Below are 25175 nucleotides of genomic sequence, written 5' to 3' on the forward strand. Positions count from 1 at the left end.
CCCTGCACTTGCGGGGGCGGACCCAATTAAACGTAAGATAGGTCACGGAAGGCGGTTAGCCTTCAGCAATGAGGCTGGTCGCCCTCCGATCTGTAAATCATCTCTGCCCAATGGCGTGCGGGATCTGTTAGTTGGCTTGAACGCCCGCTCAACTAGTAGTGCTTCACAAAGCACCAAGGAGACTGAAACAACGTGACGACCCGTATTGGTATCAACGGCTTCGGCCGTATTGGCCGCAACTACTTCCGCGCAGCACTGGCCCAGGGCGCGGACCTTGAGATCGTTGCAGTCAACGACCTCACCAGCCCCGAAGCGCTGGCCCACCTGCTCAAGTACGATTCCGTCGGCGGCCGGCTGAAGGAAACCATCGAAGTCAAGGACGGCAACATCGTCGTCAACGGCAACGTCATCAAGGTCCTGGCTGAGCGCGATCCCGCCAACCTGCCCTGGGGCGAGCTGGGCGTGGACATCGTCATCGAGTCCACCGGCTTCTTCACCAAGGCCGCGGCCGCGCAGAAGCACATCGATGCCGGCGCCAAGAAGGTCCTCATTTCCGCCCCGGCGTCCGATGAAGACATCACCATTGTGATGGGTGTGAACCACGGCCTGTACGACAACGCCACGCACCACATCATCTCGAACGCTTCCTGCACCACGAACTGCCTCGGCCCGCTGGCCAAGGTCATCAACGACGAGTTCGGCATCGAACGCGGCCTGATGACCACCGTGCACGCCTACACCGCGGACCAGAACCTGCAGGACGGACCCCACAGCGACCTGCGCCGCGCCCGCGCCGCCGCCATCAACATGGTCCCCACCTCCACCGGTGCAGCCAAGGCCATCGGCCTGGTCCTGCCGGAGCTCAAGGGCAAGTTGGACGGCTACGCCATCCGCGTTCCCGTACCCACCGGTTCCGCCACTGACCTCACCGTCACCGTCGGCCGCGAAACCACCGTCGAGGAAGTCAACGCCGCCCTCAAGCGCGCTTCCGAGTCCGAGGAACTCCAGGGTTTCCTGACCTACACCGACGAGCCCATCGTGTCCTCGGACATCGTGGGGGACCCGGCGTCGTCCATCTTCGACTCCGGCCTGACCAAGGTGATCGGCAACCAGGTCAAGGTTGTTTCCTGGTACGACAACGAATGGGGCTACTCAAACCGCCTCGTTGACCTCACGGAGCTCGTCGCATCCAAGCTGGGCTAGGGTTAGACACATGACATCAAACACCCTCAACGACCTCATCGCTGAAGGTGTCCGCGGGCGGTACATTCTGGTTCGAAGTGACCTGAATGTGCCGCTCGACGGCTCTGCCGTGACTGACGACGGACGCATCAAGGCGTCCCTCCCGGTGCTGGCAAAGCTCACGGACGCCGGTGCCCGCGTGCTGGTTACAGCCCACCTTGGCCGCCCCAAAGGCGCACCCGAGGACAAGTACTCCCTCAAGCCCGCAGTGGACCGCCTGGCGGAACTTGCGGACTTCCCGGTGACGCTGGCCGCGGACACCGTGGGCAACTCCGCACGGGAAGGAGCTGCGGCGCTCCAGGACGGCGAAGCGCTGGTTTTGGAGAACGTCCGGTTCGACGCCCGCGAAACCAGCAAGGACGACGCCGAACGCGGAGCCTTCGCTGATGAGCTTGTCGCGCTGACCGGCAGCAACGGCGCGTATGTCGATGACGCCTTCGGGGCTGTGCACCGCAGGCACGCCAGCGTGTACGACGTCGCCACCCGCCTGCCGTCGTACCTCGGCGACCTGGTCCACACCGAGGTCGAGGTGCTGCGCAAACTGACGGCCGACACCCAGCGCCCCTACGTGGTGGTTCTTGGCGGCTCGAAGGTCTCGGACAAACTCGCCGTGATCGAAAACCTGCTGGGCAAGGCTGACACCATCCTGGTGGGCGGCGGCATGCTGTTCACGTTCCTGGCAGCAGCCGGGCATAAGGTGGCCGGCAGCCTGCTCGAGAAGGACCAGATCCCCGTGGTCCAGGACTACCTCAAGCGCGCAGCCGACGCCGGCACCGAGTTCGTGGTGCCCACAGACGTTGTGGTGGCGGAGAAGTTCGCCGCCGATGCGGCACACGAAACCGTGGCAGCAGACGCCATTGAGGCCAGCAGCTTCGGCAGCCAAGGCATCGGCCTGGACATCGGACCCGATTCCGCCGCCGCTTTTGCTGCCCGCATTGCCGGGGCCAAAACGGTCTTCTGGAACGGGCCCATGGGCGTCTTTGAGTTCGACGCCTTCGCCGCCGGCACCCGTGCCGTGGCCAAGGCCCTGACCGAGACCGAAGCGTTCACCGTGGTTGGCGGCGGCGATTCCGCCGCGGCCGTCCGTACGCTGGGATTCGCTGACGACCAGTTTGGCCACATCTCCACCGGTGGCGGCGCCAGCCTGGAATACCTTGAGGGCAAGGACCTGCCGGGACTGAGCGTCCTGGACCGCTAGCAGTACCGGACTGCACAGTCCGCCGGCCGGCAGGCTGCTCCCGCAGCCTGCCGGCCAAACACTTATTAACGACTTTTGGAGAACACGTGACTACGTCAACAAACGGCGCCTTTGACCGTAAGCCCTTCATTGCGGGCAACTGGAAAATGAACATGGACCACGTCCAGGGCATCACGCTCCTGCAGAAACTCGCCTGGACCCTCTCCGATGCCAAGCACGACTACAACCGCGTCGAGGTTGCCGTCTTCCCGCCGTTCACCGACCTCCGCGGCGTGCAGACCCTGGTGCAGGGCGACGACCTCGACGTTGCCTACGGCGGCCAGGACCTGTCCCAGTTCGATTCCGGCGCCTACACCGGAGACATCTCCGGCGCGTTCCTTGCCAAGCTGGGCTGCTCTTATGTCCTGGTGGGCCACAGCGAACGCCGCACCATCCACAACGAAACGGATGAGGTCCTCAACGCCAAGGTCAAGGCCGCGTTCAAGCACGGCGTGACCCCCGTGCTGTGCGCCGGTGAGGGCCTGGAAATCCGCCAGGCCGGCACCCACGTGGAACACACGCTTGACCAGGTACGCGCCGGTGTTGCCGGGCTCACCAACGAGCAGGCAGCCGAACTCGTCATCGCCTACGAACCCGTTTGGGCCATCGGCACCGGCGAGGTCGCCGGCCCCGGCGACGCACAGGAACTCTGTGCTGCCATCCGGACCGAACTGGAAAAGCTCTTCGGCGCCGACGTGGCAGCCAAGACCCGCCTGCTGTACGGCGGCTCCGTAAAGGCCAACAACGCGGCAGCCATCCTGCAGGAAACGGATGTGGACGGCCTGCTCGTGGGTGGCGCCAGCCTTGATCCCGCCGAGTTTGCTAATATTGTCAGGTTCGAGAGTCACCTGCTGACGGACTAGTCCGTCAGCACCCCCGCTCCCGCAATCCCAACTTCCTGAAAGGCCGTCGTGGACGTTCTTCATGTCATTCTGCAGATCCTCCTGGGCATCACCAGCCTCCTGCTGACGCTGCTCATCCTCCTTCACAAGGGACGCGGTGGCGGTATGTCGGATATGTTCGGCGGCGGCATGAGCTCAGGGCTGAGCTCCTCGGGCGTAGCGGAACGGAACCTCAACAGGTTTACCGTGGTCCTCGGCGTGACCTGGGGCGTGGTGATCATCGGCCTTGGCCTGATCATGCGGTTCAGCGGAGCCGGCGACTCCTGAGCAAAGCTTCAGGCAAGGATTACGCGGCGGCACTCCCGCCGCGGGTCCATCCAAACTAAACTGTGGCTGTCGGTTACCGACGGCCACAGTTTTTTTGGTTAAGCAGCCCTGCCTGCCTACCCGGCACCCGTTGCCAGTCAGGAGTTCCCATGGTCCATCCAGGCTCAGGATTTCGGGGCACCCGCGCCGGTGTCACGGCAGGCAGCGGCTCCAGCCTCCAGTCCGGGGACTCGCCGGGCAGCCCCTTGCCCCGCATGCGGGTATCGTATTGGTGCGTCTCAGGCCACGAAACCCAGCCGGTTTTCCTGCGCCTGCCGGAGGACCAGATCCCGGCCGTCTGGGATTGCCGCAGATGCGGAGCCACGGCGTCAAGGGACGGCCAGGCGGCAGCCATGGCCGACGCGGCCGACGACGGCTACAAAACCCACCTCGAATACGTTAAAGAGCGACGCTCCGGCCAGGACGCCGAAGACGTCCTGGCCGGAGCGTTGGAAAAGCTACGCGCCCGCGGCGTCCTTCCGGACGAGCTGCTGCGGGACCCGTGAGGCCGCATTCTCATCGATGAGCCACAGGGTCCGTGAGGTGCCCCGCGGCCCGGCAGCCGGAACCTGGATGGGATTGGCACCCGCAAGGGCCAGGCCCACGGCGCCTGCCTTGTCCTCTCCGGCCACCACCATCCACACCTCGGATGCGGTGTTGATGGCCGGCAGGGTCAGGGAAACCCGCAACGGCGGCGGCTTCGGTGAGTTGTGCACGGCAATAACGGTGCCGACCTTCTCGCGGATGCCGCCCTGCTCAGGGAACAGGGAGGCAACGTGTGCGTCGGGGCCAACACCCAGCAGGACCACGTCCAGGCGCGGCAGCACCGAAGGATGCTCCGGCCGGTCATCGGACATATCTGCAGCGTGCTCGGCTGCCGCCGCTTCAGCCAGCTGGCGGGCGTAGTCCGCTGCGGCCTCCTCGACGCTGCCGAAGTCGTCCGAGGAACCCGGAGCGTGGACCCGGGCCGGGTCCACCGGGATGTGGGACAACAGCGCGTCGAAGGCCTGCTGGGCGTTCCGCTCCGGATCACCGGAGGCAACAAAACGCTCATCGCCCCACCAGAAGTTGACCCTGGACCAGTCGACGGCCGGGGCCGCCGGCGAGTCAGCAACAGCCTTCAGCGTACCGATGCCCACAGTGCCCCCGGTCAGGACCACGGTGGCTTCACCGTATTTGTCCTGGACGTCAACAAGCTTGGTGATAAGACGCGCGGCGATGGCTGCCATCAGGACGGACGAATCAGGATGAATGCTTACTCGTGGATCAACGCTCACTGGGTCGGACGCTCCTTAGATTGGTACGTGGCAGTCCAATAGTAATCACTTCGCCGAACACTTCGTCGGGGTCGAGCCGGCGAAGCTCCTCTGCCAGGCAGTCGCGGAGGCTGCGGCGGGGGAGGGAGATCCGTTGGGCCGGCTGGCCCGGCTGGGTCAGTTCCGCCACGGACAGGCCGGGACGGAAGAGCTGCACGTCGCCGCTCTGCCGGCTGAGCCGGACCCTGCGGATGCCGGTGCCGGCGGGGTCGGCCACAATGGTGACCGGAGCGTCCAGGGTCAACGTGAGCCAGGCTGCCAGCAGGAGGGTGCTGGGGGAGTCGGAGGCTCCTTCGACGGCAACAGCCGTAACCGGCGAGGAATCCACCTGGTCCAGGACTGCCGCGAGCTGGATCCGCCAGTTGGTGAGCCGGGTCCAGGCCAGGTCCGTGTCGCCGGCCTTATAGGTGGCCCGGATAATCTCCAGGGCCGCCTGCGGGTCCGGTTCGTTGGCAGAGTCCGTGATCCGGCGGTGCGCGATTTTCCCGATGGAGGTCTCGCACGCGTTTTCCGGGGCGCCGTGCGGCCACCAGGCCACAATCGGCGCGTCCGGGAGCAGCAGTGCTGCGACCAGGGATTCGCTTTCGTGCGACAGTTCGCCGTAGCCGCGGAGCACAATTACTTCCGAGGCTCCGGCGTCGCCGCCCACGCGGATCTGCGCGTCGAGCCTGTCCTTGGCGTCCGACCCGGCGTCGGCAAGCACAATGATGCGGCACGGGTGTTCGCGGCTGGCCTCGTTGGCCGCCTCGATGGCTTCCTCCTCCAGCCCGGACTTGGTGACCACCACCAGGGTGAGCACCCGACCCAGCGCAATCACGCCGCCCTGCTCGCGCAGGGACATGATCTTCTTGGAGACCTTTGAGGTGGTGGTGTCCGGCAGGTCTACAATCATGGCCTTCTCCAGGTTCGTCCGTCACGGGCCAGCAGCTCGTCGGCGGAGGCAGGGCCCCAGCTGCCGGGAGCGTACGGCTCGGGCTGTTCGTTCAGTTCCGCCCAGTATTCCTCGAACGGGTCAAGGATCTTCCAGGACAGTTCCACTTCCTGATGCCGCGGGAACAGCGGCGGTTCACCCAGGAGCACGTCCAGGATCAACCGCTCGTACGCTTCCGGGCTGGATTCGGTGAACGAGTGTCCGTAGCCGAAGTCCATGGTGACGTCGCGGACTTCCGTCTGCGTGCCCGGGACCTTCGAGCCGAAGCGGATGGTGACGCCCTCGTCGGGCTGGACCCGGATGACGACAGCGTTCTGGCCGAAGTCGTCCTCGCCATGGTCACGGAACAGCAGGTTGGGCGCGCGTTTGAAGACCACTGCGATTTCCGTCACGCGGCGGCCCAGGCGTTTGCCTGCACGCAGGTAGAACGGCACACCTGCCCAGCGGCGGGTGTGGATGTCCACCCGGATCGCCGCGAAGGTTTCCGTGGTGGAATCGGCGGGAATGCCCTCCTCCTCCAGGTACCCCTGGACCTGCTCACCACCCTGCCAGCCGCCGGCGAACTGGCCGCGGGCTGAGTGCTGCGACAGGTCGGCAGGCAGCTTGACCGCGGCCAGGACCTTTTCCTTCTCGGCGCGCAGGTCATCGGCGTTGAAGGAGATGGGCTCCTCCATCGCGGTCAGGGCCAGCAGCTGCAGCAGGTGGTTCTGGATCACGTCGCGGGCCGCGCCCACGCCGTCGTAATACCCTGCCCGGCCGCCCGTGCCGATGTCCTCGGCCATGGTGATCTGGACGTGGTCAACGTGGTTGGAGTTCCACAGTGGTTCGAAGAGCTGGTTCGCGAACCGGAGCGCCAGGATGTTCTGGACGGTTTCCTTGCCCAGGTAGTGGTCGATCCGGAAAACAGCGTCCGCCGGGAAGACGGACTCGACGATGTCGTTCAGCTGGCGGGCCGACTCCAGGTCGTGGCCGAACGGCTTCTCGATGACCACGCGGCGCCACTTGTCGCCGTCTGCCTGAGCCAGCCCGTGCTTGGAGAGCTGCCGGCAGACCTGTTCGAAGGCCTTGGGCGGGATGGACAGGTAGAAGGCGTGGTTGCCGCGTGTTCCGCGCTGCTCATCGAGTTCGTCGATGGTTTCACCCAGGCGCTCGAAAGCGTCGTCCTCGTCGAACTCGCCCTGCACAAACCGGATGCCCTCGGACAGCTGGTTCCATACGGCCTCGTCGAACGGCGTACGGGCGTACGCCTGCACGGAGGCCTTCACCTCCGCGGCGAAGTCCTCCTTGTCCCACTCGCGCCGGGCGAAGCCCACCAGCGCGAAGCTGGGCGGCAACAGCCCCCGGTTGGCAAGGTCATACACAGCCGGCATGAGCTTTTTACGGGCAAGGTCGCCGGTGACTCCGAAGAGCACCAGGGAGGACGGCCCGGCAATCCGGTTCAAACGCCGGTCCCGCGGGTCCCGGAGCGGATTACGCCCCCGGCCCGCGGTTTTCCGGCCGAATTCAGTTTCTGGCATGGTTGCTTTTGCGCCTTAGCTTTCGGTAGCGGATGCCCGGGCGGACAGTGCAGCGACGGTGTCCTGCAGCTGCGCCACACCGGCGGCACGGTTTGTCAGGTGCAGGCGGAGCACGGGCCGGCCGTGTTCCGCGAGGACCTGGGCGTCGCCTGCGGCCTGCGCGGAGATCAGTTCCCCGAACGTGAACGGACGGTCCGGAATGGCCAGGTCCTCCGCTTCGGCGGCAGTGACCTGGAGGAACACGCCGATCGCGGGTCCGCCCTTGTGGAACTGGCCGGTGGAGTGCAGGAACCGCGGTCCCCAGCCAAACGTGACCGGCCGGCCGCTGACGGCTGCCAGCTCGTCCCGCACGCCTTCGAGCTGCGCAAAGGCAAGCCGGTCGAAGTAGGCCTGGACACTGAGGTAGCTGTCGTCATCCAACGTGCCCAGGAGTGCCGTGACGGCTGCCTCCGCAGTTGTTGCGTCGCCGAGCCAGTCACCACCCCGGACCTCGATGGACCCGTCCACGAAGGCCGCCGGCGTGGGTTCGGGCTGCGCGTCCAGGAGTCCGCGGGCTGCCACCTTGGCGGCCTCAACGTCCGGCTGGTCGAAGGGGTTGATGCCCAGCAGGCGGCCGGCCACGGCCGTGGCGAATTCCCAGACCATCATCTGGCTGGCCAGGCCGCCGGCGATGGCCACCTCGTTGGCGCCGGGTTCGACGTCGGCATCAGCAGCCACCAGGCGTACCACCAGGACGTCGGGGGCGCCGGAGCCGGCCTCGGGGGATGCGGGTCCGGCGACCACCGGAAGCACGCCGGTGCCCAGCTTGCCGGTGGATTCGGCAATGAGCTGTTCGGCCCAGTCGGCGAAGCCCACAATGCCGGAGCCGTCCTCCGCGATGACGATCTTGTTGCGCAGCGGACTGGTGCCGCCGAGGGCAGCGCCCAACGCGAGTCCGATGTTCCCAGCAGCGTCATCGTTGAGGATTTCTGCGGCTTCCTCGGCTTCGTCCAGGAACTTCTGGATGTCCACACCGGCCAGGCCGGAGGGGACCAGACCGAAAGCCGTCAGCGCCGAGTAGCGGCCGCCCACGTTGGGGTCCGCGTTGAAGACGGCACGGTAGCCGGCTTCGCGGGAGGACTTGTCCAGCGGGGAGCCGGGGTCGGTGACAATGATGATCCGGCTCTTGGCGTCCAGGCCCGCCTCGGTGAAGGCGTGCTCGAAGATGCGGCGCTGGGAGTCGGTTTCCAGCGTCGACCCGGACTTGGAGGAAACCACAATGGCGGTGTGGGCAAGGCGGTCGGCCAGTGCGGCGCGGACCTGGTCCGGGTCGGTGCTGTCAAGCACTGTCAGCTCGACGCCGGCGGTGCCGGCAATGACCTCGGGCGCCAGCGAGGAGCCGCCCATGCCGCAAAGCACGATGCGGGTCACGCCTTCGGCGCGCAGGGCGTCCCGGAGTTCCAGGATGGCCGGCACCAGGGCCTGCGAGACAGTGGCGGCTTCCACCCAGCCGAGCCTGAGGGCCGACTCGGCTTCGGCGTCGGGACCCCACAGGGTGTGGTCCTTGGCGAAGATCCTGGTGGCGATGCGGTCCGCCACCAGGGAGGGGAGGTGCTGTTCAAGAGCCTGCCGGGCAGCGCCGGTGGCGTCGTAGCTGAGAGTACTCATAGGGGACTAGGAAGCCTTCCGTGCAGCGGCGAGGGCGCCTTCGACGTCGGCCAGCAGTTCCTTCCAGCTGGCCACGAACTTGTCCAGGCCTTCCGATTCCAGAAGGGCCACAACCTCGTTGTAGGAGATGCCGAGGCCTTCGAGGGCGTCCAGGACGCCGTTCGCTTCCGCGTAGGTGCCGGTGATGGTGTCACCAGTGACAACGCCGTGGTCGAAGCTGGCGTCAAGGGTCTTCTCCGGCATGGTGTTCACAACGCCGGCGGCCACCAGTTCGGTGACGTAGAGGGTGTCCGGGTAGGCCGGGTCCTTCACTCCGGTGGAGGCCCACAGCGGACGCTGGGGGAGTGCGCCGGCTTCGGCGAGGAGCGCCCAGCGCTCGGTGCTGAAGAGTTCCTCGTAGACCTGGTAGGCCAGGCGGGCGTTGGCCACGCCGGCCTTGCCCTTGAGGGCCTTCGCTTCATCGGTGCCGAGGGCGTCGAGGCGCTTGTCGATTTCGGAGTCGACGCGGGAGACGAAGAAGGACGCCACGGAGTGGATCTTCGAGAGGTCGTGGCCGTTTTCCTTGGCCTGTTCCAGGCCGGCCTGGAAGGCGTTGATGACGGCGCGGTAACGCTCCAGGGAGAAGATCAGGGTCACGTTGACGCTGATGCCCTCTGCCAGGGTGGCCGTGATGGCTTCGAGGCCTTCAAGGGTGGCGGGGATCTTGATCAGGACGTTGTCCTTGTTGACCTTCTTGTAGAGGTTCTTGGCCTCGGCAATGGTGCCGGCGGTATCCCAGGCCAGGCGGGGGTCCACCTCGATGGAGACACGGCCGTCAACACCCTTGGTCGCGGCGGCGACGGGGGCGAACAGGTCGCAGGCGTCGGCTACGTCGGTGGTGGTGATTTCGAAGATGGTTTCCTCGACGCTGGAACCGGCGGCTGCCTGCGCGGCGATGGTGCCGTCATAGTCGGTGCCGGCGGTGATGGCGGCGTGGAAGATCGACGGGTTGGTGGTCACACCCACCACGTTCTTCTCTTCGATGAGCTTGCGGAGGGTGCCCGTGTCCAGGCGGCCGCGGGACAGGTCATCGAGCCAGATCGAAACGCCGGCGTCGGACAGCTGCTGTGTGGGAGTAGTCATTGTTGTTTCTCCTAAATTCGGGTTCAGGCCTGGAGGCCGGAGAGGGAGTCCTTGGCGGCGGCAGCTACTGCTTCCGCGGTGATGCCGAACTCCTGGAAAAGGCGCTTGTAGTCGGCGGATGCGCCGTAGTGCTCGAGGGAGATGGAACGGCCGGCGTCGCCAACGAATTCCTTCCAGCCCAGCGAAAGGCCGGCCTCGACGGAGACGCGTGCCTTGACGGCAGCAGGCAGGACGGATTCGCGGTAGGCGGCGTCCTGCTTGTTGAACCATTCGACGCACGGCATGGACACAACGCGGGCGGCGATGCCTTCCGCCTGGAGTGCCTCGCGGGCCTGGACGGCCAGCTGGACCTCGGAACCGGTGCCGATGAGGACAACGTCGGCGGGAACGGTGGCACCGTCCCGGCTGGCTTCGGCGAGGACGTAGCCGCCCTTGGCGGTGCCTGCGGCGGAACCGAAGACGTCGCCGTCGGCTGCACCTTCGCCGCGTTCCCAGGTGGGGATATTTTGCCGGGTCAGGACAATGCCGGCCGGGTTGGCGTGGTTTTCCAGCATGGTCTTCCAGGCAATGGATACCTCGTTGGCGTCACCGGGGCGGACAACGTCCAGGCCCACAATGGCGCGCAGGGTGGCGAGCTGTTCCACGGGCTGGTGGGTGGGTCCGTCCTCACCCAGGCCGATTGAGTCGTGCGTCCATACGTACAGGGATGAGGCCCCCATCAGGGCGCCGAGGCGGATGGCGGGCCGCTGGTAGTCACTGAAGATCAGGAACGTACCGGAGAAGGCGCGGGTCTTGCCGTGCAGGCTGATGCCGTTGACGATTGCTGCGGCGGCGTGCTCACGGATGCCGAAGTGCAGCACCCGGCCGTAGGGGTTTCCGGACCAGGCGTCGGTCTGCTTGGACGCCGGGATGAAGGACGGAGAGCCTTCAATCGTGGTGTTGTTGGACTCGGCGAGGTCGGCGGAGCCGCCCCAGAGTTCCGGCAGGACCGGACCCAGTGCGTTCAGTACCTTGCCGGAGGCGGCGCGGGTGGAAACGTCCTTGCCGGCCGGGAAGACAGGCAGTGCCGCGTCGACGCCGTCGGGAAGTTCCTTGGACTCGATGCGCTGCAGGAGTGCTGCACCCTCCGGGTTGGCTGCCTGCCAGGCGTTGAAGGACTCTTCCCATTCCTTGTGCGCTGCTGCGCCGCGGTCCACAACGGAGCGGGCGTGTGCCAGGACGTCCTGGTCCACGTCGAAGGACTTGGCGGGATCAAAGCCCAGTACCTCCTTCAGGCCTGCGACTTCCTCTGCGCCCAGCGCGGAACCGTGGATCTTGCCGGTGTTCTGCTTCTTCGGGGCCGGGTAGCCGATGATGGTCCGCAGCGAGATGATGGACGGCTTTGAGGTCTCGGCCTTGGCGGCCAGCAGTGCCGTGTACAGCTCCTGGACGTCTTCGACGTAGTCGCCGGTCTTGGTCCAGTCAACGCGCTGGGTGTGCCAGCCGTAGGCCTCGTAGCGTTTCAGGACATCCTCGGTGAAGGAGATGTCGGTGTCGTCCTCGATGGAGATGTGGTTCTCATCGTAGACAACAACAAGGTTGCCCAGTTCCTGGTGGCCGGCAAGGGAGGATGCCTCCGCGGTGACGCCTTCCTGGAGGTCGCCGTCCGAGGCGATGACCCAGATGGTGTGGTCGAACGGGCTGGTGCCCGGGGCGGCGTCGGCGTCGAAGAGACCGCGTTGGCGGCGCTGGGAGTAGGCGAAGCCCACGGAGGAGGCCAGGCCCTGGCCCAGCGGACCGGTGGTGATCTCTACGCCGGCGGTGTGCTTGTACTCGGGGTGGCCCGGGGTCAGCGAGTCCCAGGTGCGCAGCGCCTCGAGGTCCTTCAGTTCCAGGCCGTAGCCGGAGAGGAACAGCTGGATGTAAAGGGTCAGCGACGTATGGCCGGGTGACAGGATGAAGCGGTCGCGGCCCAGCCAGTCCGGGTTCCGGGGATCGTGGCGCATCAGTTTGTGGAACAGGAGGTAAGCGGCCGGGGCCAGGCTCATCGCCGTTCCGGGGTGGCCGTTGCCCACCTTCTCCACTGCATCAGCGGCAAGTACGCGGACGGTGTCCACGGCGCGCTGGTCCAAGCTGGTCCATGACAGTTCTTGCTCTTCCAAATGTGGCACGAAAACCGGGCCCCTCTCTGTGCTGATGGCAGGTGGTACACCGGATCCGGTCAGGGGCACGCCGTGTGGCGCCCGCTGCGGTGTGTACCAGCCGTTCACCATCGAAACGTTATCTATCACTCAGCCGCGAACCGGCTTGGAATGCGTTTTCCAAGGCATTCCTGCCGCGCGCTGATCTGGTGACAGCTTAGCCCGCCCGCGCGCCGGAAATCGGAAAAATCTCACGTTGTGGACGCTATTTCCCCTTTTATGAATGGCCCTGCTGTGAGGTTGAGTTAATCTGCTCGAATTGGCACGTGAGCGATCATCACCGCATATCAGCCGGACTGGCGGCGGGTTCCGGCACGCTATGATGAGGGGAGGCCAATTCCAGTCAGCGGACGTCAACGTCCGGGCCGGAATCCGGCTGTTTGCGGATCGCCGGTTGAAGCTGCGGGTGCGCGGACGGGCCGGCCGCCGGACATGAGCTGCATTGCCAGACAGAACTGCCACACAGAACGGGTGACTGCCACCGTGAGCACAACCGATACGCCGCTGAAAGCATCCGGGACCACGGGCCCTGGGTTTGCCCGTAAGGCCAAGGCGTACCTCGCCCTCACCAAGCCCCGCGTGATCGAGCTGCTCCTGGTGAGCACACTTCCCACCATGATCTACGCCGAGCGCGGCTTTCCCTCCATCGGTTTGATCCTTGCCACCCTGGTGGGTGGCGCTTTCGCCGCGGGCAGTGCCGGCGCCTTCAACTGCTACATCGACCGCGACATCGACAAACTGATGCACCGGACCGAAAAGCGGCCCCTGGTCACCGGTGAGGTGACCCCGCGCGAGGCTTTGGTTTTTGCCTGGCTTTTGGGCGCCGCGGCCATCGCCATCCTGTGGTTCGGCGCCAACCCCCTGTCCGCCTGGCTGGGGCTCGCGGCCATCTTCTTCTATGTGGTCATCTACACCATCATCCTGAAACGGCGCACAGCCCAGAACATCGTCTGGGGCGGTGCCGCCGGCTGTTTCCCCGTTGTCATCGCCTGGGCGGCAGTGACCAACTCGGTGGAATGGCCCGCCATCATCCTGTTTATGGTCATCTTCCTGTGGACGCCGCCCCACTACTGGCCGCTGTCCATGCGCTACGGCGAGGATTACCGCAACGCCAACGTCCCCATGCTTGGCGCCATCGCGGGCGCCAAGGTGGTCTCCGTGCAGGTGGTGCTGTATGCCTGGGCCATGGTGGCCTGCTCCCTGCTGATGGTTCCCGCCGGCGGGGCCGGTTGGGTCTACACCGTCACGGCCGTGGTGGCCGGCGCATGGTTCCTCTACGAGTCGCACTCGCTGTATAACCGCGCCCAGCACGAGGAGATCTCGGACAAGCGCGCCATGAAGGTGTTCCACGGCTCCATCAGCTACCTCACCCTGCTGTTCATCGCCCTGGCCGTTGACCCGTTCGTCGGCCCCGCCGTGATGGCAGGTTAGCCGCCAACTTTACGGCCCGGCATCACCACTCGAGGTCGGCTCCGCCCAGCGCGCAGAACCGCAGGGGAGCCGGGTCGCCGCTTTCCACCAGCTTGAGAAGTTCGACGGCGGCCGTTGCCGGCAGCTTCGACGCCCCGGGAACACCCATGGCCGTGGCAAGTTGGCCCGGGTGAACTGCCCAGCATCGGACTGAGCCACCGAGTTCATTGGCCAGGGAGATGGTCAGCATGTTCTGCCCGGCCTTCGAGACGCGGTACGCATAGCTGGTGCCCAGGTGGACGTAGTGCCCGGCGGCCTGCCGGGACAGGGAGCCCAGCCGCGAGCTGACGTTGATAATGAGAGGCGCGGGAGTCAACTGCAGGGCCGGCAGCAGTTCCTGCACCAGCCGGAGCGGCCCCGCCACGTTGGTATCGAGGCTTGCCAGCAGCAGGTCCGGATCCACATCGCGGACCCCGCCGCGCGGGGCACCCTGCGCGGCGTTGTTGACCAGCAGGTCCACGCCACGCCCACCCAGCGCCTCCCGGAAAACGCCTGCGGGATCGGCCGTGACGTTGTGCTCGACGACGGTGATGCCGCCGTCGAACGGTTCCAGCCCCTGGGCCGACCTGACCACCGCCACCACGTCCCAGCCCTGTGCGCTGAATTCTTCGGCGCAGGCACGGCCGAATCCCCGTCCGGCACCCGTTACCACCATCAGTTGTCCCATGGAAAAACCCTACTGCGGCACGTGGAACTTACTTCGGCAACCTAGATATGACAGGCTTGTCATATTGATCACTTTTTTGGTCACTCGGCGTTACTGACTGGTTACGGTGGAATGGATCCTTCCCGCAAGCAAAGGAATATCCATGGCCCCCGGTCACTCGAACCTCCCGTCCACCAGCCACAGCCCGCCGAACCCAGGCCAGCCGGGCAGCAAGCGTCCCGGGCTCCGCAGGCCGGCTTTCCTGCGTCACCTGGGTGCCGACATTCCAGCGTCCCTGGTGGTCTTCCTGGTGGCCTTGCCGCTCTCCCTCGGCATCGCGGCCGCCTCCGGCGCCCCCATCATGGCCGGACTCATCGCCGCTGCCGTCGGCGGCCTCGTGGCCGGCAGCCTGGGCGGCTCGCCGCTGCAGGTCAGCGGGCCTGCCGCCGGACTGACAGTGATCGTGGCGGGCCTGGTGGACCAGTTCGGCTGGCAGGCCACCTGCGCCATCACCGCAGCTGCAGGCATCGTCCAGCTCCTGCTGGGCATCAGCCGGGTGGGCCGGGCAGCGCTGGCGGTGTCCCCCGTAGTGGTCAAGGCGATGCTGGCGGGGATCGGCATCACCATCATCCTGCAGCAGCTCCAGGTCCTGCTGGGCGCCCAGCCGGCCGGCTCGGCCCTGGAAAACCTCGCATCACTTCCGGCCGCCATCACCGGACTCGAAATCCATGCCGCACTGCTGGGCCTTGCTGTCATCGGCATCCTGCTGGGCTGGAAATACCTTCCGCCTGCCATCCGCCGCATTCCCGGTCCGCTTGCCGCCGTCACCGCCGGCACCGCCCTCTCCGTGGCACTGGCGCCAGGCCTGGAACGGATTTCCTTTAACGGATCAATTTTCGACGCCGTGGCGCTGCCGGAACTTCCGGACGGCAACTGGCGGACCATTGCGTTTGCCGTGCTCTCCATGGCCCTGATCGCCAGCATCGAATCCCTGCTGTCCGCCGTCGCCGTCGACAAGATGCAGAACGGGCCCCGCACCAACCTCAACAGGGAACTGGTGGGCCAGGGCGCAGCCAACATTGTTTCCGGATCGCTTGGCGGCCTGCCCGTAACGGGCGTGATCGTCCGGAGCGCCACCAACGTCGAGGCCGGCGCCCGGACCCGTTCCTCGGCCGTGCTGCACGGCATCTGGATCCTGGCTTTCTCGGCCCTCTTCGCCGGACTGATCCAACTGATTCCGTTGTCGGTCCTCGCCGGACTCCTGGTGGTGATCGGGGCGCGGCTGATCAAGGTGGCGGACATCCGGACCAGCCTGCGCACCGGTGACCTGCTGGTCTACGCCGTGACGTTGCTGTGCGTGGTGTTCCTCAACCTGCTCGAGGGTGTGATCATCGGCCTGGCCCTTGCCGCGGCAAGCGTACTGTGGCGGGTGCTCCGGGCCGAGATCAAGGCCCACCAGCCTGCCGGCCCAGACGCCGCCTGGCGGATCACCATTGCCGGCTCCTGCAGCTTCTTCGCGTTGCCCCGCCTCAACCGGGTCCTGCAGGCAGTCCCGGAAGGCCATCAGATGGTGGTGGAGATGAACGCCGACTACCTGGACCATGCATTCCGCGAGGCGTTGATCGCCTGGCAGAACCAGTACCAGGCAACCGGCGGCAGCGTCAGCCTCGAGGAACACGGCAACACCCTGTTCCAGGACGCGGCGGACAATACCCCCAAGCGGCAGGAAGCCCGTGAGCTGCCGCTGCCGCCGCGGACCACGTGGCAGGAGCCGGCTGCCGCTGTCACCGGCCACGCGGCAGCTGAGGGCGGTTCCGCCGCAGCCAGGCCGCTGCGCTCCATCCTGCTGGGGATCAACAAGTACCACCGCCGCTTTGCGGACCAGGTCAAGCCACTGGTGCAGGACCTGGCGGACAGCCAGAACCCGGACACCCTCTTTGTTGCCTGCGTGGACTCCAGGGTCAACCCGAACCTCATCACCAGCAGCGGACCGGGTGACCTGCTGACGCTCCGGAACATCGGCAACGTGGTGTGCCACGACGGCCAGGATGCCTCCATCGATTCTGCGCTTTCCTTCGCGGTCAAGGGCCTGGACGTGGATTCGATTGTCATCTGCGGGCATTCGAACTGCGGCGCCATGAAGGCCCTCTTCGACGATGCCGGCGGAACGGGAAACGCTGCGCTGGGCACCGGTTTCGAGGCCTGGCTGGACCACGCCCGGCCCAGCTACCGCGAACTGGTGGCCGGGCATCCCGTGGCGCTGGCGGCAGCCGGGGCAGGCTACTGCCGCCTCGACCAGCTGGGAATGGTCAACGTGGCCGTTCAACTGGCCAAACTGGAAAGCCACCCCCTGGTGGGCCCGGCCCTGGCGGCCGGCACCGTCCAGGCGACCGGGCTGTTTTACGACATCGCCTCCGCGCGGGTGGTGCTGGTGACGCCCGGCGGGATCGAGGTCCTCGATCCCGCGCATGCCGCTGCCGGCAACACTCCTGTGCCTGCAGCGGCATCCTGACGTCTTAAAAATGGAAGGCGCCCCGGTCCAGGTGGACCGGGGCGCCTTGCGCAGGGACTGGAGTCCGCGCTGCTACCCGGCAGCCACGGGGCTGCTGCGGGCAACATCCCAGGCGTTGGTAGCGGCTGACATCAAGAGCGCGGCTCCGAGCATGTGCGCCGCAACCAGCAGTTCAGGAATGCCGTTGTAGTACTGCGTGAAGCCGATGACGCCCTGCAGCAGCGTCACGGCCAGCAGGCCCAGCACGGCTGCACGGAACGGACCCTTGATCCGGCGCAACAGGACCACTGCCACCGCCACCAGGGTTCCTGCTGTAATCAGGTAAGCCGGTACGGCATGGATGTGTGAGAACAGGTCCCAGTCAAGGTTGTTGCGGGGGGCGTCGGCGTCGCCGGCGTGGGGCCCGGCTCCGGTGACCACCACGCCCAGCATCACGGCCAGGATGGAGAAGATGGCGACGGCGGCGGTCAGCGGGCGCATAACGCCCGGAACAGCGGGAAGCCGAAGGGCGGGGAACCTGCCGGTCCGCCCGTAGGCCCGGTTCACCAGCAGGGTGGCGAAGACCACCAGGGCCATGGAGACCAGGAAGTGCAGGCCCACCACCCAGGGGTTGAGTTGGGTCAGGACGGTGATGCCACCGATCACAGCCTGCGCCGGAATGCTGGCGAGCAGGCCCAGGGCCAGCAGGAACAGGTCCCGGCGTTCCTTGCGGAGGTTCCACAGGTACACCAGCAGGAGGGCGGCGACGGCGGCCAGCGCAAAAGTAAGCAGCCGGTTGCCGAATTCGATGAAGCCGTGGATTCCCATCTCCGGCGTGTTCACCAGGGACGTTTCGGTACAGCGCGGCCAGGTGGGGCAGCCCAGTCCGGAAGCGGTCAGCCGGACAGCGCCGCCGGTCACCACCAGCAGGGTCTGCCCGATCAGGGAGGCCACGGCCAGGCGGCGGACACTCTTGTCCACCGTGCGGGGCAGCCGCGCGGCAAGGCGGCCGGCTAGTTGAGGAAGGCGGGAAACCGTGCTCACGAAAAACTCAATTCCATTTGAACCAGCGGATGGCTGCTGCACCGGCGATAACCGTCCACAGCAGCAGGACAAGGGCAGCGGCGCCGTTCAGGGTGCCGCCAAGGAATGCCTCACGCAGGGACTCGCCCAGCGCACCTGAGGGCAGGTAGTGCACCACTGCCTGCGCGGCACCCGGGAGCCGTTCGCCCGGGATGACAATCCCGCCGAGGGCGCCCAGCAGGATCCACAGCAGGTTGGTGATGGCCAGGGTGGCTTCCGGCCGGACGGTTCCGGCAACCAGCAGGCCCAGCGCCGTGAAGGCGCCTGCACCAAGGACCAGCAGCAGCAGGCCGGGCAGCCACCCCGCGGCGGGCGGCTGCCAGCCAAGCAGCAGCGCCACCAGGGTCACCACCACCACCTGCAGGCACAGGACCACCAGGACGGAGAGGGCCTTGCCGGCGATCAGTCCACCGCGGCCCAGGGGAGTGGTGGACAGGAAGCGGAGCACACCGTAGCGGCGGTCAAACCCCGTGGCGATCCCTTGGCCGGTGAAGGCCGTGGACATGGCGCACAGGGCCAGGATGCCCGGTACGGCAACGTTGATCCGGCTGGCACCCATGCCGTCCAGGAAAGGCGTGACCGTGAGTCCCACCAGTGCCAGCAGCGGAAGGATGATGGCAAGGATCAGCTGCTCACCGTTCCGCAGCATCGCCAGCGCCTCGTATTTGCCCTGCAGCAGCACCCGCCGGAAGAGCGTCGCCGGACCGGAAAGCGTGCTGCCGCCCGGGTTTCCGGCAGCGCCGGGGGACGGCGCAGGGCCGGTGGTTGCGGGGGTCCCGTTCATCGGACGTCCTTTCCCGAAATATCCAAAAAGACGTCTTCAAGGCTACGCGCCTGCAGGCTCATGGCGGTCGGCATGATGTTGCGTGCTTCCCACCAGGTGGCCAGAGCGGCCAGGTGCGCCGGGGCCAGGGCGCCGGTCACCGTGTAGCTGCCGGCCCGGACCTCGAGGATTTCCGCACCGGGCGGCAGGACGCCGTCGAACTCCAGTCCGGGGTCCGCATCAAAGACCAGGGTGCGCACCTGCTCCGCGCCGGGTGTTACGCCATGGTCCCGCTGCAGCAGTTCCTGGACCGTGCCCTCGGCTACGTTGCGGCCGCCGTCGATGATGTAGACATAATCGGCAAGCCGCTGGGCGTCATCCATCAGGTGCGTGGTGAGGATGATTCCCATGCCGGCGTCGCGGAGTTCTGCGATGAGCTCGAACACCACCTGGCGTGACTGCGGGTCCAGGCCGGCGCTTGGCTCATCCAGGAAGAGCACTTCGGGGCGGCCGATCAGCGCCGCAGCCAGGGCCAGGCGCTGTTTCTGGCCGCCGGAGAGCCGGCGCACAGTGGTTCGGCTGAAGGCGTCGATGCCCAGCCGTTCCACGAGTTCGGGCACCGGCCAGGGGTTGGCGTAAAGGCCTGCGACGTGCCGCAGCAGCGGGATGGGCCTGGCCGACGGCGGGAGGCCGCCGTCCTGCAGCATCACGCCAACGCGGGACCGCAGGTCAGCCCCCGCCGCAGCGGGGTCCTGGCCCAGCAGGGTGATGGTTCCCCCGGTACGCTTCTGCAGGCCCTGCGCGCACTCGAGCGTGGTGGTTTTACCGGCTCCGTTGGCGCCGAGGAGGGCGGTGACCTGGCCGCGTTCCGCGGTCAGCGACACACCGCTGACCACGCGGAGCATCCGGCCGTCGAGGCTGGAAAGGGGGCCGACGTCCTTGATAAGCCCGTCAATGGACAGGACCGGGGAAGATGGGGATCGCACCCACGTATTCTACGGGACGTAGTACTTACGGCCGCCGCGCCGGCCGCCAGGCCGAGGCCAGCCTGTCCTTACTGGAGGACGGGACTAAATTACGACATGATTGTGTTGTGTATTCCGTGAGTAACGCTACTGTTGCGCCCGTCACCGGGCGCGGGGCCGCACAGGCCCCCACCCACCGCAGCCCTGTGGCCGCCGGTGCGGTGGCCGACGCGGATGACCGAACCCGGGACCGCGTCCTGTCCGCCGTCCTGGAGCACGGGCCCGTGAGCGCCGCCGAACTCGGCGACCTTCTGGGCTTCACCCCTGCCGCCGTCCGGCGCCACCTGGATAACCTTTCGCGCGCGGGCGTCATCGAAGTCAAGCGTGCTGCCCGCTCCGGCGGCGGCGCAGGACGCCCCGCCCGGCGGTACGTCCTGAGCTCGCAGGGCCAGTCGAGCCTGGGGAACGATTACCTGGACATCGCCGCCCTGGCGCTCCAGCAGCTCCAGAAAGCCGCCGGCCCGGACGCTGTCCGGGCGTTCGCCGTCGAACGCTTCGCCGACATGGAACGCCGCTACGCCCCGGAAATCGACAAGGCAGGCCCGGACATCGCCGACCGTGCCAAGGCGCTCTCCGATGCCCTGAGCCGGGACAACTTCGTGTCCTCCGCAGCCTCCATCGAAGCCAAGGCCCCGCTGCCGGCGGCCCTGTCCAGCGTCCAGCTGTGCCAGGGACACTGCCCCATCCAGGAACTCGCGTCCCGTTTCCCCGTATTCTGCGACGTTGAGACCGAAGTTTTCTCCCGGCTGGTGGGCGTCGACGTCCGCCGGCTTTCCACGCTGGCCCGCGGCGGCCACGTCTGCACCACCCACATTCCTACAGGCAGGCTGTCTGCCCCGGAGCCCGCAGGCTCCCCGGCAGCCCCCGCCAGCCTGGTTGAAGTAAACAACCATCAGCAAGAAAGGCCGTGATGACGGACCAACTATCAGAGAAAGCGGTAGCCGAAAGCACTGTGATCTCGGAGATTCTCGAAAAGAATCCCGAGCTCCACGGCATCGGTAACTACGAGTATGGCTGGGCTGACAAAAACGACGTCGGCGCCAACGCCCGACGTGGGCTCAGCGAAGAGGTCGTCCGGGACATTTCGGCCAAAAAGAGCGAACCCCAGTGGATGCTTGACCTGCGCCTGAAGGGCCTGAAGTACTTCGACCGCAAGCCCATGCCCACCTGGGGTGCAGACCTCTCCGGCATCGACTTCGACAACATCAAGTATTTTGTGCGCTCCACCGAGAAGCAGGCTGCCACCTGGGAGGACCTGCCCGAGGACATCCGGAACACGTACGAGAAGCTTGGCATCCCCGAAGCCGAGCGCAGCCGCCTGGTTTCCGGCGTGGCAGCCCAGTACGAGTCGGAAGTGGTGTACCACCAGATCCGCGAGGACCTGGAACAGCAGGGCGTCATCTTCCTCGACACCGACACCGCGTTGAAGGAACACCCGGAGATCTTCCAGGAGTACTTCGGCACCGTCATCCCCGTGGGCGATAACAAATTCGCGTCGCTGAACACCTCCGTCTGGTCCGGCGGTTCCTTTGTGTACGTCCCCAAGGGCGTCCACGTGGACATCCCCCTCCAGGCCTACTTCCGCATCAACACGGAAAACATGGGCCAGTTCGAGCGGACGCTGATCATCGCGGACGAGGACTCCTACGTCCACTACATCGAGGGCTGCACGGCGCCGATCTACACCTCAGACTCCCTGCACTCCGCCGTTGTGGAGATCGTGGTGAAGAAGGGCGCCCGCGTCCGCTACACCACCATCCAGAACTGGTCGAACAACGTCTACAACCTGGTGACCAAGCGCGCCATCTGCGAAGAAAGCGCCACCATGGAGTGGGTCGATGGCAACATCGGCTCCAAGGTCACCATGAAGTACCCGGCCGTCTACCTCGTTGGCGAGCACGCCAAGGGCGAGACGCTGTCCATCGCCTTCGCCGGCGAAGGCCAGCACCAGGACACGGGTTCCAAGATGGTCCACATCGCACCGAACACCAAGAGCTCCATCATCTCCAAGTCGGTGGCACGCGGCGGCGGCCGAGCCGCCTACCGCGGCCTGGTCCAGGTCCGTGAAGGCGCCAAGCACTCCGCCAACACCGTCCGCTGTGACGCGCTGCTGGTGGACACCATCAGCCGCTCGGACACGTACCCGTACATCGACATCCGCGAGGACGACGTTGTGATGGGACACGAGGCCACCGTGTCACGCGTCAGCGAAGAGCAGCTGTTCTACCTGATGTCCCGCGGCATGCGCGAAGACGAGGCCATGGCGATGATCGTGCGCGGCTTCATCGAGCCGATCGCCCGGGAACTCCCCATGGAATACGCACTTGAGCTGAACCGCCTGATTGAACTGCAGATGGAAGGGTCCGTCGGATAACGATGACTGAAATCACTACCGAAAAAGCGCGCATCGGCGCGCCCTCAGCCCAGCCGTTCATCGACGGTTTCACTGAAGAGGGCGAAAGCCTTTCGCCCATCAACGCTGCGGGCGCCAAGTCCCCGCTGGCGGGGGCCTCTGCCAAGAGCCACTCCCACGGCGGCGGCGAAGGCATTCCGGACAGCTCACGCGCCGGCCGCCTGACCTCCTACAAGCTGGCGGACTTCAAGCCGCTGACCGGCCTGGAAGAGGACTGGCGCTTCACCCCGCTCAAACGGCTCCGCGGCCTGCACAGCGAGGTCCTCTCCGGCGCGGCCCCCGCCGTGTCCGTCAGCGGTCCTGACGCTGTCATCGTGGAAACGGTTGGCCGCGACGACCAGCGGATCGGCACCGCCGGGATCCCGGAGGACCGGGTCTCCGCCAACGCCTGGGAGAACTTCGCCGAGGCCACCGTGGTGACCATCCCCGAAGAGTTCGAAGCCGATTCGGAAATCACCGTCAACATCACGGGCAGTTCGGCCGACGCCGCCGCCCAGCACCTGGTGATCGTGGCGAAGAAGTTCTCCAAGGCCGTTGTTGTGCTCAACCACACCGGCAACGCCGTGGTGGCCGAAAACGTCGAAATCGTTGTTGAGGACAGCGCCAACCTCACGGTGGTGTCCCTTCAGGAATGGGACGACGCAGCAGTGCACGCCTCCTCGCAGCAGGCAAAGATCGGCCGCGACGCAAAGCTCAAGCACGTTATGGTCAGCCTGGGCGGTGACCTGGTCCGGGTCACGCCGTCCGCGCGTTTCACCGCCCCCGGCGGCGAAGCCGAACTGTTCGGCCTGTACTTCGCCGACGCCGGCCAGCACCTTGAGCAGCGCCTGTTTGTTGACCACGCCGTGGCCAACTGCAAGTCCAACGTGCTGTACAAGGGTGCCCTGCAGGGCCGCAACGCGCACGCCGTCTGGGTGGGCGATGTCTTGATCCGCAAGGAAGCAGAAGGCACCGACACCTACGAGGCCAACCGCAACCTGCTGCTCACGGACGGCGCCCGCGCCGATTCCGTCCCGAACCTCGAAATCGAGACGGGCCTGATCGAGGGTGCCGGCCACGCCAGCGCCACCGGCCGGCTGGATGACGAGCACCTGTTCTACCTGATGGCCCGCGGCATCCCGGAAAACGTGGCCCGCCGCCTCGTGGTCCGTGGCTTCCTGAACGAGATCATCCAGCAGATCAAGGTACCCGCCCTTGAGGAACGCCTCACGGACGCCGTGGAGCGCGAACTCGCGCTGACGGAAAACTAAGGCACGGGGCACGGGAACACATGACTGACCAGCCAAAAGGCGAACTCGTCTGCAAAGTCGATGACATTTCGCCGAAGCAGGCCCTGCGGATCCTGATCGAGGACTACCCGGTGGCCATCGTCAAGGACTCCATGGGGGAGATCCATGCGATCGGCGACACCTGCTCGCACGCGGACATTTCCCTGTCCGAGGGCGAAGTGGAAGGGTGCGCCATCGAGTGCTGGGGCCACGGCTCCCAGTTCGACCTGCGCAGTGGCCAGCCCCTGCAGCTGCCCGCCTACGATCCCGTTCCTGTGTTCGCTGTTGAAATCCGGGCCGACGAGGTCTACGTGGACTTCAGCAACGTCCTCAACGGCGCCGAGGCACCAACCTTCAGCTAGCACCACAGATTCACGAACCAACTTCCAGACAAAGACCGCACCGCAGCCGCCAGGCCGGTGCAGAGGAGAACAAGACATATGTCTACTCTTGAGATCAAGGACCTGCACGTCAGCATTGAGACGGAGCAGGGCACCAAGGAAATCCTGAAGGGCGTCAGCCTGACCATCCGGACCGGCGAAACCCACGCCATCATGGGTCCCAACGGGTCCGGCAAGTCCACGCTGGCCTCCACCATCGCCGGACACCCCCGCTACAACGTCACCAGCGGCTCCATCACGCTGGACGGCGAAGACGTCCTGGAAATGAGCGTTGACCAGCGTGCCCGCGCCGGCGTTTTCCTCGCCATGCAGTATCCTGTCGAGGTTCCCGGCGTGAGCATGACCAACTTCCTGCGCACCGCCAAGACCGCCATCGACGGCGAAGCCCCCAAGCTGCGCACCTGGACCAAGGACGTCAAGGCTGCCATGGAGCAGCTGCGCATCGACGCCGACTTCGCCCAGCGCAATGTCAACGAAGGCTTCTCCGGCGGCGAAAAGAAGCGGGTCGAGATCCTTCAGCTTGAGCTCTTCAAGCCCAAGTTCGCCATCCTGGACGAAACCGACTCAGGCCTGGACGTCGACGCGCTCAAGGTCGTCTCCGAAGGCGTCAACCGCGCCCACTCCGAGGGCAACATGGGCACGCTGCTCATCACGCACTACACCCGGATCCTGCGCTACATCAAGCCTGACTTCGTCCACGTCTTCGTTGACGGCCAGGTTGTTGAAGAGGGCGGCCCGGAGCTCGCCGACCGCCTGGAAGACGAAGGCTACGACCGTTACGCCAAGGGCGCCGGCGCTGCCGCCATCGCTGCGGCACCGGCCCTGTAAGGGACCCGCCATGACTGATATCAAGCCGGGCCAGACGGCCCTGGAGGACGTCGAAGAGGCGTTGAAGGATGTCATCGATCCCGAGCTCGGCGTCAACATCGTGGACCTGGGCCTGCTCTACGGGCTCAAGTACTCCGACGACGACGGCGCGCTGCTGATCGACATGACGCTGACCACCGCAGCATGCCCGCTCACCGACGTCCTCGAGGAGCAGGTGGGCAAGTCCCTCGACGGCGTTGTGGACGAGTGGCGCCTGAACTGGGTCTGGATGCCGCCGTGGGGTCCCGAGCGGATCACGGACGACGGCAAGGACCAGATGCGGGCCCTCGGCTTCAACATCTGAAAGTACGACGACGGCCGGTTACCTGGCGGGTTCTAGCGGTCGTT

Annotated in this window: 23 protein-coding genes; 13 read left to right on the forward strand and 10 right to left on the reverse strand. The window is 66.1% G+C overall.

The window, feature by feature from the left end; translation table 11 throughout:
- The first annotated feature begins 192 nt into the window (after positions 1 to 192).
- The 5 genes from gap (at position 193) to ACU18_RS06985 (ending at position 4193) form a co-directional block, all read left to right on the forward strand.
- A complete protein-coding gene (gap, locus tag ACU18_RS06965; protein WP_050684808.1) occupies positions 193 to 1203 on the forward strand; it encodes a type I glyceraldehyde-3-phosphate dehydrogenase in 1011 nt (336 codons plus the stop codon).
- Between the two features lie 10 nt (positions 1204 to 1213).
- Positions 1214 to 2440, forward strand: a complete 1227-nt coding sequence (locus ACU18_RS06970; protein ID WP_050684809.1) for a phosphoglycerate kinase — start codon at positions 1214 to 1216, stop codon at positions 2438 to 2440.
- A gap of 86 nt (positions 2441 to 2526) precedes the next feature.
- The gene (gene tpiA / locus ACU18_RS06975; RefSeq protein WP_050684810.1) at positions 2527 to 3342 is read left to right on the forward strand and encodes a triose-phosphate isomerase; all 816 of its coding nucleotides are present in this window, start codon (positions 2527 to 2529) and stop codon (positions 3340 to 3342) included.
- 48 nt (positions 3343 to 3390) lie between these two features.
- A complete protein-coding gene (gene secG / locus ACU18_RS06980; RefSeq protein ID WP_050684811.1) occupies positions 3391 to 3648 on the forward strand; it encodes a preprotein translocase subunit SecG in 258 nt (85 codons plus the stop codon).
- Between the two features lie 149 nt (positions 3649 to 3797).
- Entirely contained in the window at positions 3798 to 4193 is a 396-nt protein-coding gene (locus ACU18_RS06985) for an RNA polymerase-binding protein RbpA (protein ID WP_050684812.1), read from the forward strand.
- Here the strand turns inward: ACU18_RS06985 and pgl are convergent.
- The 6 genes from pgl to tkt are packed head-to-tail and all read right to left on the reverse strand — an operon-like array spanning position 4146 to position 12361.
- Positions 4146 to 4964 (reverse strand): 6-phosphogluconolactonase, encoded by an 819-nt coding sequence (gene pgl / locus ACU18_RS06990; protein ID WP_050684813.1) that lies wholly within the window; start codon positions 4962 to 4964, stop codon positions 4146 to 4148. The genes ACU18_RS06985 and pgl overlap by 48 nt on opposite strands.
- A complete protein-coding gene (locus ACU18_RS06995; RefSeq protein ID WP_050684814.1) occupies positions 4954 to 5895 on the reverse strand; it encodes a glucose-6-phosphate dehydrogenase assembly protein OpcA in 942 nt (313 codons plus the stop codon). The genes pgl and ACU18_RS06995 overlap by 11 nt, the downstream gene beginning before the upstream one ends.
- Positions 5892 to 7451 carry a glucose-6-phosphate dehydrogenase gene (gene zwf / locus ACU18_RS07000; protein WP_050684815.1) on the reverse strand — a complete coding sequence of 520 codons (1560 nt, stop codon included), beginning with the start codon at positions 7449 to 7451 and terminating at the stop codon, positions 5892 to 5894. The genes ACU18_RS06995 and zwf overlap by 4 nt, the downstream gene beginning before the upstream one ends.
- A 15-nt stretch (positions 7452 to 7466) precedes the next feature.
- Positions 7467 to 9098: a glucose-6-phosphate isomerase gene (locus ACU18_RS07005; RefSeq protein WP_050684816.1), complete on the reverse strand. Its 1632-nt coding sequence runs from the start codon at positions 9096 to 9098 to the stop codon at positions 7467 to 7469.
- A gap of 6 nt (positions 9099 to 9104) precedes the next feature.
- Positions 9105 to 10220 carry a transaldolase gene (tal, locus tag ACU18_RS07010; protein WP_050684817.1) on the reverse strand — a complete coding sequence of 372 codons (1116 nt, stop codon included), beginning with the start codon at positions 10218 to 10220 and terminating at the stop codon, positions 9105 to 9107.
- A 23-nt stretch (positions 10221 to 10243) separates the two neighbouring features.
- On the reverse strand, positions 10244 to 12361 hold the full coding sequence (gene tkt / locus ACU18_RS07015) for a transketolase (RefSeq protein WP_050684818.1): 2118 nt from the start codon (positions 12359 to 12361) through the stop codon (positions 10244 to 10246).
- 510 nt (positions 12362 to 12871) lie between these two features.
- On the opposite strand from tkt, the gene ACU18_RS07020 reads away from it, so the two are divergent.
- Complete coding sequence (locus ACU18_RS07020; protein ID WP_050684819.1) at positions 12872 to 13831, forward strand: heme o synthase; 960 nt, start codon at positions 12872 to 12874, stop codon at positions 13829 to 13831.
- A 22-nt stretch (positions 13832 to 13853) separates the two neighbouring features.
- Here the strand turns inward: ACU18_RS07020 and ACU18_RS07025 are convergent, their stop codons facing one another.
- On the reverse strand, positions 13854 to 14537 hold the full coding sequence (locus tag ACU18_RS07025; protein WP_050684820.1) for an SDR family NAD(P)-dependent oxidoreductase: 684 nt from the start codon (positions 14535 to 14537) through the stop codon (positions 13854 to 13856).
- A 142-nt stretch (positions 14538 to 14679) separates the two neighbouring features.
- Here ACU18_RS07025 and ACU18_RS07030 point away from each other — a divergent pair, with 142 nt between their 5' ends.
- Positions 14680 to 17028 (forward strand): SulP family inorganic anion transporter, encoded by a 2349-nt coding sequence (locus tag ACU18_RS07030; protein WP_050684821.1) that lies wholly within the window; start codon positions 14680 to 14682, stop codon positions 17026 to 17028.
- A 72-nt stretch (positions 17029 to 17100) separates the two neighbouring features.
- Here ACU18_RS07030 and ACU18_RS07035 read toward each other — a convergent pair whose 3' ends face one another.
- Genes ACU18_RS07035 through ACU18_RS07045 form a run of 3 tightly spaced genes read right to left on the reverse strand, consistent with a single transcriptional unit; the run spans position 17101 to position 19839 of the window.
- Positions 17101 to 18051: a COX15/CtaA family protein gene (locus ACU18_RS07035; protein WP_050684822.1), complete on the reverse strand. Its 951-nt coding sequence runs from the start codon at positions 18049 to 18051 to the stop codon at positions 17101 to 17103.
- A 7-nt stretch (positions 18052 to 18058) separates the two neighbouring features.
- Positions 18059 to 18874, reverse strand: coding sequence for an ABC transporter permease (locus ACU18_RS07040; RefSeq protein ID WP_082178214.1), 816 nt, complete (start codon positions 18872 to 18874; stop codon positions 18059 to 18061).
- Positions 18871 to 19839, reverse strand: coding sequence for an ABC transporter ATP-binding protein (locus ACU18_RS07045; protein ID WP_050684823.1), 969 nt, complete (start codon positions 19837 to 19839; stop codon positions 18871 to 18873). Before ACU18_RS07045 ends, ACU18_RS07040 begins: the two co-directional genes overlap by 4 nt.
- A 107-nt stretch (positions 19840 to 19946) precedes the next feature.
- Here ACU18_RS07045 and ACU18_RS07050 point away from each other — a divergent pair, with 107 nt between their 5' ends.
- From ACU18_RS07050 to ACU18_RS07075, 6 genes are all read left to right on the forward strand, one after another.
- A complete protein-coding gene (locus ACU18_RS07050; protein ID WP_082178215.1) occupies positions 19947 to 20789 on the forward strand; it encodes a helix-turn-helix domain-containing protein in 843 nt (280 codons plus the stop codon).
- Positions 20789 to 22252 carry a Fe-S cluster assembly protein SufB gene (sufB, locus tag ACU18_RS07055; RefSeq protein ID WP_050684825.1) on the forward strand — a complete coding sequence of 488 codons (1464 nt, stop codon included), beginning with the start codon at positions 20789 to 20791 and terminating at the stop codon, positions 22250 to 22252. The genes ACU18_RS07050 and sufB overlap by 1 nt, the downstream gene beginning before the upstream one ends.
- A 2-nt stretch (positions 22253 to 22254) precedes the next feature.
- Complete coding sequence (gene sufD / locus ACU18_RS07060) at positions 22255 to 23541, forward strand: Fe-S cluster assembly protein SufD (RefSeq protein ID WP_050684826.1); 1287 nt, start codon at positions 22255 to 22257, stop codon at positions 23539 to 23541.
- 20 nt (positions 23542 to 23561) lie between these two features.
- A complete protein-coding gene (locus tag ACU18_RS07065) occupies positions 23562 to 23921 on the forward strand; it encodes a non-heme iron oxygenase ferredoxin subunit (RefSeq protein ID WP_050684827.1) in 360 nt (119 codons plus the stop codon).
- Positions 23922 to 23999: 78 nt separating this feature from the next.
- Positions 24000 to 24788 (forward strand): Fe-S cluster assembly ATPase SufC, encoded by a 789-nt coding sequence (sufC, locus tag ACU18_RS07070; protein WP_050684828.1) that lies wholly within the window; start codon positions 24000 to 24002, stop codon positions 24786 to 24788.
- Between the two features lie 10 nt (positions 24789 to 24798).
- On the forward strand, positions 24799 to 25131 hold the full coding sequence (locus tag ACU18_RS07075; protein ID WP_050684829.1) for a metal-sulfur cluster assembly factor: 333 nt from the start codon (positions 24799 to 24801) through the stop codon (positions 25129 to 25131).
- The last annotated feature ends 44 nt before the right edge of the window (positions 25132 to 25175 follow it).

Source organism: Arthrobacter sp. ZBG10, assembly GCF_001238605.1.
GTDB lineage: Bacteria > Actinomycetota > Actinomycetes > Actinomycetales > Micrococcaceae > Arthrobacter.

What these genes read in the sequence shown, in the direction of transcription:
- ACU18_RS07075 (WP_050684829.1), top strand. Translation starts at nt 24,799, where the DNA reads ATGACTGATATCAAGCCGGGCCAGACGGCCCTGGAGGACGTCGAAGAG.
- ACU18_RS07065 (WP_050684827.1), top strand. Translation starts at nt 23,562, where the DNA reads ATGACTGACCAGCCAAAAGGCGAACTCGTCTGCAAAGTCGATGACATT.
- ACU18_RS07040 (WP_082178214.1), bottom strand. Translation starts at nt 18,874, where the DNA reads ATGAACGGGACCCCCGCAACCACCGGCCCTGCGCCGTCCCCCGGCGCT.
- tal (WP_050684817.1), bottom strand. Translation starts at nt 10,220, where the DNA reads ATGACTACTCCCACACAGCAGCTGTCCGACGCCGGCGTTTCGATCTGG.
- sufB (WP_050684825.1), top strand. Translation starts at nt 20,789, where the DNA reads ATGACGGACCAACTATCAGAGAAAGCGGTAGCCGAAAGCACTGTGATC.
- ACU18_RS06995 (WP_050684814.1), bottom strand. Translation starts at nt 5,895, where the DNA reads ATGATTGTAGACCTGCCGGACACCACCACCTCAAAGGTCTCCAAGAAG.
- sufD (WP_050684826.1), top strand. Translation starts at nt 22,255, where the DNA reads ATGACTGAAATCACTACCGAAAAAGCGCGCATCGGCGCGCCCTCAGCC.
- ACU18_RS06970 (WP_050684809.1), top strand. Translation starts at nt 1,214, where the DNA reads ATGACATCAAACACCCTCAACGACCTCATCGCTGAAGGTGTCCGCGGG.
- ACU18_RS07005 (WP_050684816.1), bottom strand. Translation starts at nt 9,098, where the DNA reads ATGAGTACTCTCAGCTACGACGCCACCGGCGCTGCCCGGCAGGCTCTT.
- zwf (WP_050684815.1), bottom strand. Translation starts at nt 7,451, where the DNA reads ATGCCAGAAACTGAATTCGGCCGGAAAACCGCGGGCCGGGGGCGTAAT.
- ACU18_RS06985 (WP_050684812.1), top strand. Translation starts at nt 3,798, where the DNA reads ATGGTCCATCCAGGCTCAGGATTTCGGGGCACCCGCGCCGGTGTCACG.
- ACU18_RS07030 (WP_050684821.1), top strand. Translation starts at nt 14,680, where the DNA reads ATGGCCCCCGGTCACTCGAACCTCCCGTCCACCAGCCACAGCCCGCCG.
- ACU18_RS07025 (WP_050684820.1), bottom strand. Translation starts at nt 14,537, where the DNA reads ATGGGACAACTGATGGTGGTAACGGGTGCCGGACGGGGATTCGGCCGT.
- sufC (WP_050684828.1), top strand. Translation starts at nt 24,000, where the DNA reads ATGTCTACTCTTGAGATCAAGGACCTGCACGTCAGCATTGAGACGGAG.